Here is a 13908-nt window from a genome sequence, read left to right on the forward strand (position 1 = left end):
AACAGCCACTCCCGCACCAATCCACACACGGGTCCAATGGACACATGGAAACGATCACTCTCAATAACGGCGTCATCCTCCCGGCTCTGGGCCTGGGCGTTTATCAGAGCTCACCGGAGGAGACCGCCGATGCGGTCGCGACCGCGCTCGAACTGGGCTACCGCCACGTCGATACGGCCGCCGCGTACTTCAACGAGAAGGAGGTCGGAGAAGGCTTGCGTCGAGCCGGCCTCGGCCGGGATGAGGTATTTGTCGAAACCAAGGTGTTCCCGAGCGACTACGGGTTCGATGAGACCCTGCACGCGTTCGAGAAGTCGACCCGCAAGCTCGGTATCGACCACCTGGATCTGTTCATCCTGCACCAGCCCCGACCCAGCCAGTTCGACCGCACTCTCGCGGCCTATCGAGCGCTGGAGAAGCTGTTGGCCGACGGAGCAGTGCGCGCGATCGGCGTGAGCAACTTCAAGCCCGACCACCTCAGGCGACTCCTTGCGGAGGTTGACGTGGTCCCGGCGGTCAACCAGATCGAGCTGCACCCCTACTTCCAGCAGCCCGACGTTCAACGCGCCGACGCCGAGCTCGGCATCCTCACCCAGGCATGGTCGCCGATCGGCGGCATCACTTTCTACCCCGGTCCGTGGCGGGAGGACCGCAAGAACGTGATGCAGGATCCGACCATTGCAGCCATCGCCGAGACCCACGCCAAGTCGCCCGCCCAGGTCATGCTCCGCTGGGGCATCCAGCAGGGACGTTCCGTGATTCCCAAGTCGACCAACCCCGGCCGGATCGCCCAGAACCTCGACGTCTTCGACTTCACCCTGGACGACGACGAGATGACCCGGATCGACGCGCTCGACACGGGCAAGCGAACCGGTGTCGACCCGGATGAGCCTCGCGGCGACTTCTACGACCGCCCGATTCCGGAAGCCTGAGGCTCGTCATAAGGTCCGTACAGTTGCCCAGCTACGGCGGGTCTGTGGAGCAAACGGTGGAACTCGGTCGGCTTTCTTCAGCGTCGTCCGGCGCTGAGCCGGCCGTCAAAGGTGATGTCGAAGGCTTGGAGTGCGGCCTGGTCGGTTGGGGGGGGTCCCAGGCTGGACGGCGCCCAAGGCGTCGGCTGGTTCGAAAGCCTCGCCGGCACCGAGCAGTTCGAAGTCCTGCGCGACCTGGCAGGGTTCTGCATCCAGGCCCGTGCAGCCAGCGAGGACGGGCCGGAGAGCATCCGCAGAGCTGGCATCCGGCCCACCCACACCCCGGCCGTGCTGGTCACGCGCGGACGCCTCACCGAGCAACTGGCAAAGATCATCAACCTTCCGCAGGGCGAGCGGGGCAAGGCATTTCGGCTGCTGGTCGCACTCCTTGGCGTCGCTGATGATCGACGACGGCTCCGCTTGTGTGCTGACGGGTGCGGACATGCCTGGCACCACTTGAGGACCGGAGCGGGCACCGAAACGGCCACCGCGTGATCATCGGGGGTTGTGTGGACTCCTGAAGATCGCGCGATGGCCGCGGGCCACAGCATGGACACCGCCCATTGGCGGGCGATGTTCGACCAGGCCATGGCCCAAATCACGGGCCGGTTCAGGTGCGTTGAGTTGCGCACCACTGCCCGTGCGTTCGTGCTCGGGCTGCTGTCCGGCGTCGAGCGGAAGAACTGCTGGCGGCTGGCCGAGCAGGTCGGCCATGACCGCGCCGGGGCCGATGCGGCGGCTGCCGCGAACCGCCCGGTGGGGCGCCGACGCCCTCCGTGACGACGTGCGCACCTACGTCCAGGAGTACCTCGGCGCCGACAACGGTGTGCTGATCGCCGACGAGAAACGCATCACCGCCCCCATCGCCCTGCTGAACGACCCGGTCGGTGCGGCCGCCGGGCGCCGCCCCATGTGACGCGGCGGCGCGGGCAAGAACCACGGACCCTGCACGGCCGGTAGCCGCATGCCGCCATGGGCACCCGTCCGCAGCTGACCCGCTTTCGCGGTACTTGACCAGGGCGGCGAGGAGTCCGTCCGTGCGAGCATCCCGGTGATCAGCCGGGCGCCCAAGAGGGTTCCGGCCTTGCGTCGTGTCGCCACCACGAGTAGGGCGCGCCTTAAATCAAGATGAAAGAAAAGGGTGTCGAAGTGCTTGACCGGGACATGCGGGACGGGCATGGTGCGGGAGAGGGCTCTCTCGCGTCGCCTGGCGGCAACTCCCCTGTAAAGGAAGCGACTTCATGCCCGTTACTGGTATCCCCCGAGCTCGACCATCCGGCGACGACGCCTCGCCGCCCGCGCCGTGCTCCGGCCGGTACCCGAAGCCCACGAGAAGGGCGGCGGTGAACCGGCGGGCCGCCGAGGCCTGTTGCATCGCACCGTCGAACAACGTCCCGGACCGGACCGGGACCCGTTCCACGACGAGCGCTGCCGACGGAACTACGGCGCTGAGCCTCACCGGCGCCGCCCGCACGTCCGCACCTATGGTGTGAGCCGCGCGACGCACGGCGGCTGCTCACTGCCTACGACAGCAACGCCAGAGGATGTCAACGACACCGTCGGTCAACGAGCCGACAGCAGCACCGTAACCGCTACGTCGACAGCCGTCTCCCACCCCTGACTCCGCGCCGGCGACCGTACCGCTCCCGCGCGGCCCCGGTGACGGCTCCCTCCCCGGCCGGTCCGAGCCTGCCCAGCGCTCCGGCCGGTGGGGCCACACCCCCCACCGAACCGACTGTCAGGAGCACACCCGTGTCCAGACCGCTCTCCGTGACCGTCCCTGCCGCACACCGGGCCGCTGCGTCTATCGTCGCCCTCTTCGCCCTCCTTGCATGCTCGATCACCGTCGCGTTCGCACCTAGCGCTCACGCTGCGGACACCCTGCTGTCCCAGGGCAAGACTGCCACTGCCTCCTCCCAGGAGGGGGAGGGCTACTCGGCGGCCGCCGCGGTGGACGGCGACCTCACCGGCACCCGGTGGGCCAGTCAGTGGAGCGACCAGCAGTGGCTCCAGGTCGACCTGGGTCAGGAGGCCGACCTCAGTCATGTCGTACTGACATGGGAGACGGCCTACGGCAAGGACTACGAGGTCCAGGCGTCCGACAACGGCATCGACTGGCACGTCCTGAAGACGGTGACCGGTGGCGACGGCGGCACCGATGATCTTGCGGTGGCCGGCACCGGCCGCTATGTCCGGATGCAGGGGCTGGCCCGTTCCAGCGGGTACGGGTACTCGCTGTGGGAGTTCCAGGTCTACGGTTCCCCGACCGACACCACGCCCCCACCCGCCTCCGGCGCCGTCAAAGTCGAGGGAACCCAGGGCAACTGGCGCCTGACCGTGGGCGGCCAGCCGTACACGGTCAAGGGGGTCACCTGGGGCCCGTCGGCTTCCGACGCGCCCACCTACCTGCCGGGTGTCAAGGCCATGGGCGCCAACACGATCCGCACCTGGGGGACCGACGGTTCCAGCAGGGCTCTGCTGGACGCTGCGGCGGCCAGCGGCATCCGCGTGATCAACGGATTCTGGCTCCAGCCAGGAGGCGGGCCGGGAGCCGGCGGCTGTGTCGACTACGTCACCGACACCACCTACAAGAACGCCATGCTCGCCGAGTTCGCCCAGTGGGTGGACGCCTACAAGAGCCATCCGGCGACGCTGATGTGGAACGTGGGCAACGAGTCGGTGCTCGGTCTGCAGAACTGCTACAACGGCAGCCAGTTGGAGGCGGAGCGCAACGCCTACACCAGCTTCGTCAACGATGTCGCCAAGAAGATCCACAGCATCGATCCCGACCACCCGGTCACCTCCACGGATGCCTGGACCGGAGCGTGGCCGTACTACAAGCGCAACGCCCCCGACCTCGACCTGTACGCGGTGAACTCGTACAGCAACGTGTGCAAGGTCCGCCAGGACTGGCTCGACGGCGGCTACACCAAGCCGTACATCATCACCGAGACCGGTCCGGCCGGCGAGTGGGAGGTGCCCGACGACGTCAACGGCATTCCCGACGAGCCGACCGACATCCAGAAGGCGGACGCGTACACCAAGGCGTGGAACTGTGTGACCGGCCACCAAGGCGTGGCCCTGGGCGCCACTCTCTTTCACTACGGCACCGAACACGACTTCGGCGGGGTGTGGTTCAACCTCGTGCCCGACGGCTTGAAGCGACTGTCGTACTACGCAGTCAAGAAGGCGTACACGGGCTCGACAGCGGGTGACGACACGCCCCCGGTCATCAGCAACATGACCGCCGACCCCGCCTCCTCCACGCCGGCCGGCGGCGAGTTCACCGTGCACGCCGACGTCCGTGACCCCGACGGCGACCCGATCACGTACAAGGTGTTCCTCAGCGGCAACTACGCCAGCGGCGACAAGCGACTCGTCGAGGCGCAGTGGCGCTCGATGGGGAACGGCACCTTCGTCGTCACCGCACCGCAGAAGCTCGGTGTGTGGAAGGTCTACCTCCAGGCGGAGGACGGGCACGGCAACGCCGGCATCGAGACCAAGTCCGTCAAGGTCGTCGCCCTGCGGGTGAGCGGGACCAACGTCGCGCTGAACCGGCCCGCGACCGCCTCCTCCTCCCAGCAGACCTACGGCGACTGCCCCTGCACCCCGCAGTTGGCCGTCGACGGTGACACCGACACCCGGTGGGCCAGCGACTGGAGCGACCCGCAGTGGTTCCAGGTGGACCTCGGCGCGTCGAAGGCCCTGCACAAGCTCCAGCTCGTCTGGGACCCCGCCTACGCCAAGTCCTACGAGGTGCAGGTCTCGGACGACGGCAGCACCTGGCGCTCGGTGTACTCCACGACCGCAGGCGACGGCGACGTGGACCTCATCGACGTGTCGGCCACCGCGCGGTACGTGCGTCTGCAACTGACCGCACGCGGCACCAGTTGGGGCTACTCGCTCCACGAGCTGGGGGTCTACAGCTGACCGCTGTGCCCCACACGACGATGGCGGAGCCCGAAGCGGCGCCCATCTACCGGGCCGCGGAGAAACACACGAGGAAGGAACCCGCGGAGGGCAAGCCGCCACCGCACCACCCGCGTCACAGACACGTGCGCGGGCCCTCTTCCCCCACAGGCAGGAGACCCCATGAGATCGAGTCCGAAAAGGCTCCCCGCACTCCTCCTCGGCACCGCCCTCCTGGCCGGCGTGCTCGGTGTCGGCACCATCGCCTCCGCCGCCGCCGACACCACCGGCAGCGCACCGGCCGCAGCGAGCGCCGTCCGCTCGGGACACACGATGGCCGTGTCCACCCAGGCATCCGCCGACGACCCGGACGGCGACGGCTACATACCGGCCGTGCCACAGGTCACCGGCGTCACGCCGTCCTCAGCCGACCCGCCACACCGCTACTTCCACGAGTTCCAGGCCAACTGCTCGGTCACGCACACCGCTCCGGACGACCCGATCGTCTTCCCCGGTCAGCCCGGCAAGTCCCACGACCACACGTTCATGGGCAACACCTCGACCAACGCCTACAGCACCACCGCTTCCCTCGACGGCGGCGCCACCACCTGCAAGGCGCCCGGTGACGCCTCGGCGTATTGGATGCCCTCGCTGTTCAACGGCGAGGAGAAGATCCTCCCGGTCGGTCCGCAGACGATCTACTACAAGGCCGGCGTCACCGACTACACGAGCGTCCGCCCCTTCCCCAAAGGGCTGCGGTTCGTCGTGGGCGACCCCATGCAGAGCGCCGACCAGTTCCGCCACCACCCCGGCTTCGTGGAGGGCTGGGAGTGCGGCGACAGCTACTTCAACGTCGACTTCCCCGCCAGCTGCCCGACAGATGCCTCCGTACAGCTCAACATCCGCTTCCAGGCGCCCAGTTGCTGGGACGGCAAGTACCTCGACACACCGGACCACCACAGCCACATGGCCTATCCGGTGGTCAAGCCGGGCACCAACGACAACGTCTGTCCCGCCGACCATCCGGTGGCGGTGCCGATGATCGAGTTCAAGATGGCGTTTCCGGTGAACGGCGACATGTCCCGGGTGCGCCTGGCCAGTGGCCGCGGATTCTCCTTCCACTACGACTTCTTCAACGGCTGGGACGATGCCACGCTCAAGGCCCTGGTCGACCACTGCATCGTGGGCGGGCTCCAGTGCGACGCCCGCGGGTACGACCAGACGCACCCAGAGGCAGGCGCAGCCCTGAACGAGGACTACCGCCTGCCCTGACACGGCGCGTCCCACTCGGCCCGGTCGGCCTCGCACACCCTGCACAGCGCCGACCGGGCCCTCAACTGGTCCAGTCAAGGACGACAAGTTCGACGGGTAGCCGTCGGCCGGGCCCGGAGTGGGTGGAGTCGTCCCTGACCGCGAACGAACTGCCCGCCTGGACGCGGCTGCTGCTGGACGGCGAACTGACCACCGCTGAACCGAAGAAGCTGCGTTACCGGCTGCCGCACGTCGCCGCCCGGCATCACCCCAGACAGGCCGATCCCAAGCCGAAAGGCGGAGCTAACCCATGGTCTTGGCGCCGTCCAGGGACTCGCGGATGATGTCGGCGTGGCCGGCGTGCTGGGCGGTTTCGGCGATGATGTGCATCAGCACTCGGCGTGCCGACCATCGCGCGCCCGGCTTGGACCACGGGGACTTCGGTAGTGGTTGTGTGGCGTCCAGGTCGGGAAGTGTGGCGAGCACTTCGTCGGTTCGGCGGGCTACCTCGGCGTAGTCGGCGAGCACGCCGGCCAGCGTCTCGCCGGGCAGCATGCGGAACTCGTCGGCGCGTCGGGCCCAGTCGGCCTCGGTCATGGTGGTGAAGTCGGGCATCGCCGACGGGCCGTCCAGGATGAACTGCGCCCAGGCTCGCTCGACCGCGGTGACATGTTTGATCAGGCCGCCCAGGCACAGCTGGCTGGCGGTCGTCCGACGCCCGGCCTGCTCGTCGGTGAGGTCACGGGTGGTGAAACGCAGGAAGTGCCGATGCTTGGCCAGGGCCTCCAGCAAGTCGGCGCGCTCGCCGGTGGTGGTCGGCTCAAGGGCCGCGTCGTGGGTGGCTGGTTCGTTGACAGTCACGGTCTCGCTCATGGTCGCTGCCTTCCGTGGTTTGTTCCGCCGGGTAGGAGGACGCTAAGGGGCGTGTAGGTCAGGTTCCGACCTAATTGACCGGAGGGCCTCTCCCGCTACCGCACCGGCAACGGCGGCCGCCGGCGCTGGTAGTCGCCCCCCTGGTCGGGCAGCGGGCGGCTGACTGGTCGGGCGGCCTGGTCCAGCTGGGCCGTACTCAGTAGGGGCCGATGCTGAGAGCGACGGCGTGGCTTCTTCCTCGATGGCGTCGTCAACATGAGGCTCCGATATGCGGGGGGCTGCCATGAGGGGCCGGGTACTGGGCGAGACCTGCGAGTCACTTTGGCCGGCCCCTGGGCGATGCCGAAATCGCCGGGGGCCGTCAGGGTCCCGGCTATGTGCGCTGGACCGCCTGCCGCGTGGAGCAGGCGGCGAGCGTTTGTCGCCGGCGCCGCCGGCGGACGGCCACCGCGTCCGTGCAGGCCAGGCCTTCCATGCGCTCCTCGACGAGCTGGCGCCCCCGGGTGGCACGTGGAACGCGCGGGCGGGTAGGCGCTCAGACCTGGCGAGTGGGGGCGATGGCGGCGGAGCCGGGCGTGGTCTGTGCGGCGGGCCCGGCTCCATGTCCAGCCCTCGTCGCCGGCGTCGGCCAGCCGCAGCCGAACGCGGCCTCCACGAAGCACTGGTGGTACGCCGCCTCCGCGCCCTGCCGCAGGGCCTCCCGCAGGGCCGCCGGGGCCGGTGGCACCCGCCGGGACCATCCGTCGCGCAGCAGTGACACGGCGAACCCGGCGAGAAAGGCGTCTCCGCAGCCCATCGTGTCGCAGACGCGGTCGGGATCCGCGGCGCGGGCCGGCGCGACCGCCGTGGTCCGGCCGTCGTACGCGATCGCCCCGTGCAGCCCGCGGGTGGCCAGCGCCATCCCGGCCCCCCGGTCCACGGCCTCGGCGAGCAGGGCACGGGTGGCGGCCTCGTCCAGGTGTGAGCACGACAGCAGCGCGAGGTCCAGGTGCCGGCAGACGCGGTCGAGATAGGCGGGTGTACGGAACTCCTCCTCGTCGGAGAAGTCGAAGCTGAGCAGGGGACCGGCCGTCGCGAGCAGCGGGAGTCCGGCCTCGGTGCCGGAGTAGACGCTGGAGTGCACCAGGTCGAAGGAGGCCGCGTACGCGAGCAGGCCGGGGGTGACGGGGAGAGGGGCGTGGACGGCTGCACCGCCGGGTTCGTAGCCGAGGAAGACCCGGTCACCGTCCCGCACGTGCAGGGTGGAGACCGAGGTCGCGCCGTGGCGCACGACGCTGTGGTCCACGGCGACGCCCTGCGCCGCCACGGCCGCGCGCAGCCTGGTGCCGAGGTCGTCGTCACCGAAGACCCCCGCATAGGCGGCGTCCAGGCCGAGCCGGTGGGTGTAGACGGCGACGTTGACGCAGTTGCCGCCGGGGTAGTCGGTGCCGCGGTCCACGAAGCGGTCGATGGTGTTGTCGCCGAAACCGAGGACTTTCATCAGGGTCTCCCGAGGCGCGGGCGCGGTGCGCGGGGCACAGCGCCTGCCGTGGGCGCGCCGGTGCAGGGGCACCGGCGCGCGGGGCGGATGGACGAGGGGGAACCGGTCGGCGGGTTCAGTAGTCCATGACGCGGTAGTAGCGGCGCAGGTCGAGTGAGTGGTCGCGGACCCGTTCGAGGTGCTTGCTGACCCGGTCCATCACGGTGTCGAGCACCAGCGGGGCGAGCAGTCCGCGGAACTCGGGGCTGATGCCCTCCAGGGGATAGTCGCGGGTGTCGAAGACGGTGACGTCCTTGGAGACGCGCCTGGCGAACGCCTCGGCCCGGTCGGTCAGCGGCCGGGTCTCGTCCTCGCCCTGGAAGACGATGACGCTGGTGTGCTCCTCCAGCAGCTCCAGCGAGCCGTGGAAGAACTCCGCGCTGTGCACACGAGTCGTGCGCAGCCACTGCATCTCCTCGAGAATGCACATGGAGTACAGGTAGGTGAATCCCCACAGGTTCCCGCCGCCGATGAGGAAGTGGTAGTCGGTGTCCTTGTGGCTCTCGGCGAAGTCGGACGCCACCGGCTCGGCCTGCCGGGCGACGTCGACCAGGACACGGGGCAGGACGCCGAGTTCGTCGGCGAGGCGCTCGTAGCCCTCGAACTCGCCCCGGCGGGAGAGCAGCCGGCCCAGGAACAGCAGCAACTGGATGTCGAACGGCCAGGCCTTGGGTTCGGAGATCAGCGCTGTGTCGACGCTCTGGGCGACGGGGGAGTCGGGGTAACCGGTGAAGCCGATCGTGTGGGCGCCGCGCGCCCTGCAGTAGTCGATGGCGCGGAGGGTGTCATCGGTGGTGCCGGAGACGGACGTGAAGACGGCGATGGTGCGCTCGCCGAGGCGGGCGTCGCCGGAGACGACGAGTTCGGCGGCGACGGCGGCCCGGACCGGCAGGACCGAGGTGCGCCGGGCGAGGTGCTCGTAGGGCCACATCTGCGCGTACGTGCCGCCGGCGCCCACGAGGAGGACGTTGTCGTAGCCCTCGGCGGCCAGGCGGTCGACGAGCTTCTCGATCTGGGGACGCAGCGCCAGCAGGCTTTTCGTCTGGGAGACGAACTCGGCTTCGTTGAACTTGAGCACGGTGATGACTTCCTCAAGGGTTGTTCCGCACCGGCCGGCGTGTGCCGGTGAGCCGGTGTTTCGGGGGGGCGCGGGGACCGGAGCGGGTCAGGCCGCGCGACGCCGGGAGAACAGCACGTTCGCCCCGGCGATGATCAGACCGCCGACGAAGATCAGCGTTCCCATGACGTTGACCTGCGGGGGCACGCCGGTACGGCTGGCGCTGTACACCCACAGCGGGAACGTGACCGTACGGCCGGCGTTGAAGCTGGTGATGACGTAGTCGTCGACGGAGAGGGCGAAGCAGAGCAGGGCGCCGGATGCCACGCCGGGCAGCAGCATCGGCAGGGTGACCAGCCGGAATGCTGCCCACGGGCCGGCTCCCAGGTCGCGGGCGGCCTCCTCGAGCGTCGGGTCGTGCCCTGCCATGCGCGCGCGTACGGTGATGGCGACGTAGGGGATGCAGAAGGCCACGTGCGCGATGACGATCGTCCAGTAGCCGCGGGGCACGCCCAGCACGATGAACAGCGACAGCAGCGCGGCGCCGAGGGCGATCTCGGGAGCCGCGATGGCGGCGAACATCAGCAGGTCGACCGAGCCCCGGCCGCGGAAGCGGTGCCGGCCGAGCGCCAGCCCGATCGGGGTGCCCAGGAGGGTGGCGACGACGGCGACGACCAGGGCGATGGTGAGGCTGTTGACCAGGGCGGAGGTCAGGTTGGGGATGGCGAACAGGTGCCGGTACCAGTTCAGGGTGAAGCCCTGCCAGGTGAAGTTCACCTTGCTGCCGGTGTCGTTGAACCCGAACAGGATCATGACCGCGATCGGCAGGAGCAGCCAGGCCAGCACCAGCACGGTGTACAGGGTCAGCGTGGGGCGGCGCGGGCGGCGGGTGGGCCGGGTGCGCGGCGCGGCGGGTGCGTCGGCCACGGGGGCGGCGGTCGTGGTCGTCATCGCGCTGCCGCCTCCAGGACGTCGTCGGTGCCCAGGGTCCGGGCGTAGGTGAACACGGCCAGCAGCAGTGCGCCCATGAGGACGAAGGACAGGGCGGAGGCGCCGGGGTAGTCGAGGTTGGTGAAGTACTCGGTCTGGATGATGTTGCCGATCATCGTGGTCGAGGGGCCGCCGAGGATGCCGGCGTTGACGTAGTCGGCGCACGCCGGTACGAACGTCAGCAAGACGCCGGCGAAGACGCCGGGCAGCGACAGCGGCAGCACCACGCGCAGGAAGGTCTGCGTCCGGGAGGCGTACAGGTCGGTGGAGGCCTCGATCACCTTGGGATCGACCCGTTCCAGGGCCACATACACGGGCAGCACCATGAACGGCAGGAAGTTGTAGGTCAGGCCGCCGATCACCGCGTAGGGCGTCGCCAGCAGGTGGAAGTCGGGTGGGAGCAGGCCGATGTCCTTCAGCGGTCCGAGCAGGACGCCGTGGTCGGCGAGCACCACGTTCCAGGACTGGGTGCGGATGACGAAGGACACGAAGAACGGCAGCAGCAGCAGGAAGAGGAACACCGACTTGTGCCGGCCGGCCCGGAAGGCGATCCAGTAGGCCACCGGGTAGCCGACGGCGGCGCAGGCGGCGGTCGCCGCGACACCGTAGACCAGGGACCGGACCAGCTGCACGTGGTAGGTGCGGACCATGTCGGCGTAGGTGCCGAAGTGGAACGTCTGGCGGAAGCCGTCGATGAAGTTGCCGGTCTGCAGCGACAGCGACACCATCACGATCACCGGGGTGACGAAGAAGGCCGCCAGCCACAGCCAGCCCGGAAGGATCATCAGATAGGGGCCCAGTGTCTCCCCGGTGCGACGGCGCCGCCTGGTCAGGCCTGGTAGATCGGTTCGAACAGCGCGTTCCACTGCTTCTCCTCCTCTTCGTCGAGCACCCGCAGACGGCGCAGCTTCGACTGATCGGCCTTGGTCGGGAAGACCAGGGGGCTGGTGCTCAGGGCGTCCAGCACGGTGCGCCGCTTGCCGGTGGCGGCGTCCGCGTCGCGTGCGACGACCCGTTGCGCGGCGGGCACGGGGCAGACGAACTGCACGGTCTCGCTGATCTTCGCGGCGACCTCGGGCCGGTAGACGTAGTTCATGTAGGTGAGTGCGTCGACGGGGTGGGCGGCCGTCGACGGGATGCAGAGGTTGTCGGTCCAGAGCAGACCGCCCTCGTCCGGGATGACGAACTCCAGACGCGAACCGCTCTGGTCGGCCTGGAAGATGTCACCCGAGTACACGAGCGAGGCCGCGAGGTCGCCGCGCTGGAGGGAGGACTGGTAGGTCGAGGTGGAGTAGGAGCGGACCATGCCGGCGTCGCGCTGCTTGCGCAGCCAGGCCGCCGCCTTGCGCCAGTCGGCATGGGTGGACGTCTCCGGGTCCACCCCGACCGCCAGCAGCGCGATGTTGCCCATCTGCACGGCGTCGTTCCACATGCCGACTCTGCCGCGCAGCTTGGGGTCGAGCAGGTCCTGCCAACTGGTGATCTTCCGGCCCACCCGGGCCGGGTCGTAGCCGATGCCGGTCATGCCTGACTGCCAGGGGACGGTGTAGACGTTGCCGTGGTCGAAGGGCGTGTTCTTGAACGCGGCTCCGCCGTACCGCGCGAAGTTGGGCAGGCGGCTGTGGTCGAGCGGGGCCAGGTAGCCGAGTTCGATGTACTTGCCGAGGTAGCTGTCGCCGCCGACGACCATCAGGTCGTAGCCGATGCCCTGGCCGGAGGCGAACTCCGGCTGGGTCTTGCCGAACCAGGAGGCGCTGTCGTCGATCAGTTCGTCGTACGTGACCTCGATGCCGCTCTCGCGGGTGAAGGCGTCGAGGGTGGGGTGCTTGCTCTGGTCGGCCGGGTCGACGTCGATGTACTGCGTGTAGTTGACGAAGTCCAGCTTCCCGGACCGCTTCTTCCCGGTCCAGAAGTCGGTGACGGCGGCGGCGATCTCCGCCTTGCCGGTGGGGACGTGCACACGGGCGCCGGGGACGCTGCAGGCGGCGAGCGGGGCCAGCGCGGCGGCGCCGGCCGCGGCGCGCAGCAGGCGGCGCCGTGTCCAGCCTTGCGGAGCGAGCGCGCGCGGCCGGGGTGCGAAGGGTGTGAAGTGCTCGGGCATGGTGGTTGGTCCGCCTGTCGTCAGCGCGAGGTGAGGGAAACCGGGTCGGCGACGGCCGTCGCCGCGGGGGCGGGGGCGGTGGTGAGCAGGTAGGAGTGGTCGGTGGCCCAGGACAGCCAGACGGTGTCGCCGCGAGACGGGGACGCGCAGGCGGTGCCGTCGTTGGGCTGGAAGACCGTCATCTCCGCGCCGGTGCTGGTGTCCACCGTGTAGCTGGTGGAGGTGCCGAGGTAGACCACCTCCCGGACGGTTCCGCGGACCCGGCTGGCGACGTCGGCCGGCCCGTTGGTCAGGGTGATCTTCTCCGGCCGTACGGTGAGTTCGACGGCCTCGCCGACGGCGCGGGAGCCGCGCAGCGGGACCGTGACGCGCTGGCCGTCGCCGAGGTCGAGCACCCCGGTCCCGGCCGCCACGGAGGTCAGCCGGCCGCCGATCAGGTTGGAGGTGCCGATGAACCCGGCGACGAACGCGGTGGCGGGCCGTTCGTACACCTCCTGGGGCGGGCCCACCTGTTCGACCAGGCCCTGGTTCATCACCGCGATCCGGTCGGACATGGTCAGCGCCTCGGCCTGGTCGTGCGTGACGTAGACGAAGGTGATGCCGACCTCGCGCTGGATGCGCTTGAGTTCCAGCTGCATGGTCTGGCGGAGCTTGAGGTCCAGGGCGCCGAGGGGTTCGTCCAGGAGCAGCGCGCGCGGGCGGTTGACCAGGGCGCGGGCCAGGGCGACGCGCTGCTGCTGGCCGCCGGAGAGCTGGCGGGGGCGGCGGTCGGCCTTGTCGGAGAGTTCGACGGTGCGCAGGATCTTCTCGACCCTGTCGCGGAGTTCCTCCTTGGGCACGCGCTTGCGGCGCAGTCCGAACGCCACGTTGTCGGCGACGCTCAGGTGCGGGAAGAGGGCGTACGACTGGAACACCATGTTGATGTCACGCCTGTTGGCGGGCACCCCGACCATGTCGCGTCCGTGCAGCAGGATCTGTCCGGAGGTCGGCTCCTCGAAGCCGGCGATCATCCGCAGGGTGGTGGTCTTGCCGCAGCCGGAGGGGCCGAGGAGCGAGAAGAACTCGCCCTCGCCGATGGCGAGGCTGACGCCGCGGACGACCGCCGCGTCCGGGGTGCCGGCGCCGCCGAAGTCCTTGACCACATCGACGAGGCTGATGGCAGGGCCAGCGGATGTCGGCGGCGAGAGGGGGTCGGTTGCCATCCGTGGTACCTCCGGTGTTCGGGGCGTGGAATCGG

General features: G+C 69.4%; 11 protein-coding genes and 1 pseudogene. 5 read left to right on the forward strand and 7 right to left on the reverse strand.

Annotated elements, in window-relative coordinates:
* Positions 1 to 44 precede the first annotated feature (44 nt).
* The 5 genes and pseudogenes from ACZ7EC_RS10215 to ACZ7EC_RS10235 all read left to right on the forward strand — a co-directional run bounded on the left by ACZ7EC_RS10215 (position 45) and on the right by ACZ7EC_RS10235 (position 6152).
* Positions 45 to 932 (forward strand): aldo/keto reductase, encoded by an 888-nt coding sequence (locus ACZ7EC_RS10215; RefSeq protein ID WP_471060346.1) that lies wholly within the window; start codon positions 45 to 47, stop codon positions 930 to 932.
* 114 nt (positions 933 to 1046) lie between these two features.
* Positions 1047 to 1466, forward strand: coding sequence for a DUF5958 family protein (locus ACZ7EC_RS10220; RefSeq protein ID WP_471060349.1), 420 nt, complete (start codon positions 1047 to 1049; stop codon positions 1464 to 1466).
* Between the two features lie 93 nt (positions 1467 to 1559).
* Positions 1560 to 1815 (forward strand): annotated as a pseudogene (locus ACZ7EC_RS10225) (IS701 family transposase); the annotation flags it as partial.
* Positions 1816 to 2723: 908 nt separating this feature from the next.
* Positions 2724 to 4901: a discoidin domain-containing protein gene (locus ACZ7EC_RS10230; protein ID WP_471060352.1), complete on the forward strand. Its 2178-nt coding sequence runs from the start codon at positions 2724 to 2726 to the stop codon at positions 4899 to 4901.
* Between the two features lie 162 nt (positions 4902 to 5063).
* Entirely contained in the window at positions 5064 to 6152 is a 1089-nt protein-coding gene (locus ACZ7EC_RS10235; protein WP_471060356.1) for a DUF1996 domain-containing protein, read from the forward strand.
* Between the two features lie 282 nt (positions 6153 to 6434).
* Here the strand turns inward: ACZ7EC_RS10235 and ACZ7EC_RS10240 are convergent, their stop codons facing one another.
* The 7 genes from ACZ7EC_RS10240 to ACZ7EC_RS10270 form a co-directional block, all read right to left on the reverse strand.
* Positions 6435 to 7004 carry a DinB family protein gene (locus ACZ7EC_RS10240; RefSeq protein ID WP_471060359.1) on the reverse strand — a complete coding sequence of 190 codons (570 nt, stop codon included), beginning with the start codon at positions 7002 to 7004 and terminating at the stop codon, positions 6435 to 6437.
* Between the two features lie 535 nt (positions 7005 to 7539).
* The gene (locus ACZ7EC_RS10245) at positions 7540 to 8484 is read right to left on the reverse strand and encodes a PfkB family carbohydrate kinase (RefSeq protein WP_471060361.1); all 945 of its coding nucleotides are present in this window, start codon (positions 8482 to 8484) and stop codon (positions 7540 to 7542) included.
* Between the two features lie 115 nt (positions 8485 to 8599).
* On the reverse strand, positions 8600 to 9601 hold the full coding sequence (locus tag ACZ7EC_RS10250) for an SIS domain-containing protein (protein WP_471060363.1): 1002 nt from the start codon (positions 9599 to 9601) through the stop codon (positions 8600 to 8602).
* Positions 9602 to 9688: 87 nt separating this feature from the next.
* Positions 9689 to 10531 (reverse strand): ABC transporter permease, encoded by an 843-nt coding sequence (locus tag ACZ7EC_RS10255; protein ID WP_471060366.1) that lies wholly within the window; start codon positions 10529 to 10531, stop codon positions 9689 to 9691.
* Positions 10528 to 11355 carry an ABC transporter permease gene (locus ACZ7EC_RS10260; RefSeq protein ID WP_471060369.1) on the reverse strand — a complete coding sequence of 276 codons (828 nt, stop codon included), beginning with the start codon at positions 11353 to 11355 and terminating at the stop codon, positions 10528 to 10530. Before ACZ7EC_RS10260 ends, ACZ7EC_RS10255 begins: the two co-directional genes overlap by 4 nt.
* A 44-nt stretch (positions 11356 to 11399) precedes the next feature.
* Complete coding sequence (locus tag ACZ7EC_RS10265; protein ID WP_471060372.1) at positions 11400 to 12671, reverse strand: polyamine ABC transporter substrate-binding protein; 1272 nt, start codon at positions 12669 to 12671, stop codon at positions 11400 to 11402.
* 20 nt (positions 12672 to 12691) lie between these two features.
* Positions 12692 to 13873, reverse strand: coding sequence for an ABC transporter ATP-binding protein (locus ACZ7EC_RS10270; protein ID WP_471060375.1), 1182 nt, complete (start codon positions 13871 to 13873; stop codon positions 12692 to 12694).
* Between the last annotated feature and the right edge of the window lie 35 nt (positions 13874 to 13908).

The sequence above is a fragment of the Streptomyces sp. NPDC037203 genome, from assembly GCF_055605065.1.

Bases quoted from the DNA above. Each gene is read 5' to 3' on its own strand.
- ACZ7EC_RS10215 (WP_471060346.1), top strand. From the start codon at position 45: ATGGAAACGATCACTCTCAATAACGGCGTCATCCTCCCGGCTCTGGGC.
- ACZ7EC_RS10220 (WP_471060349.1), top strand. From the start codon at position 1,047: ATGTCGAAGGCTTGGAGTGCGGCCTGGTCGGTTGGGGGGGGTCCCAGG.
- ACZ7EC_RS10235 (WP_471060356.1), top strand. From the start codon at position 5,064: ATGAGATCGAGTCCGAAAAGGCTCCCCGCACTCCTCCTCGGCACCGCC.
- ACZ7EC_RS10240 (WP_471060359.1), bottom strand. From the start codon at position 7,004: ATGAGCGAGACCGTGACTGTCAACGAACCAGCCACCCACGACGCGGCC.
- ACZ7EC_RS10245 (WP_471060361.1), bottom strand. From the start codon at position 8,484: ATGAAAGTCCTCGGTTTCGGCGACAACACCATCGACCGCTTCGTGGAC.
- ACZ7EC_RS10255 (WP_471060366.1), bottom strand. From the start codon at position 10,531: ATGACGACCACGACCGCCGCCCCCGTGGCCGACGCACCCGCCGCGCCG.
- ACZ7EC_RS10260 (WP_471060369.1), bottom strand. From the start codon at position 11,355: ATGATCCTTCCGGGCTGGCTGTGGCTGGCGGCCTTCTTCGTCACCCCG.
- ACZ7EC_RS10265 (WP_471060372.1), bottom strand. From the start codon at position 12,671: ATGCCCGAGCACTTCACACCCTTCGCACCCCGGCCGCGCGCGCTCGCT.
- ACZ7EC_RS10270 (WP_471060375.1), bottom strand. From the start codon at position 13,873: ATGGCAACCGACCCCCTCTCGCCGCCGACATCCGCTGGCCCTGCCATC.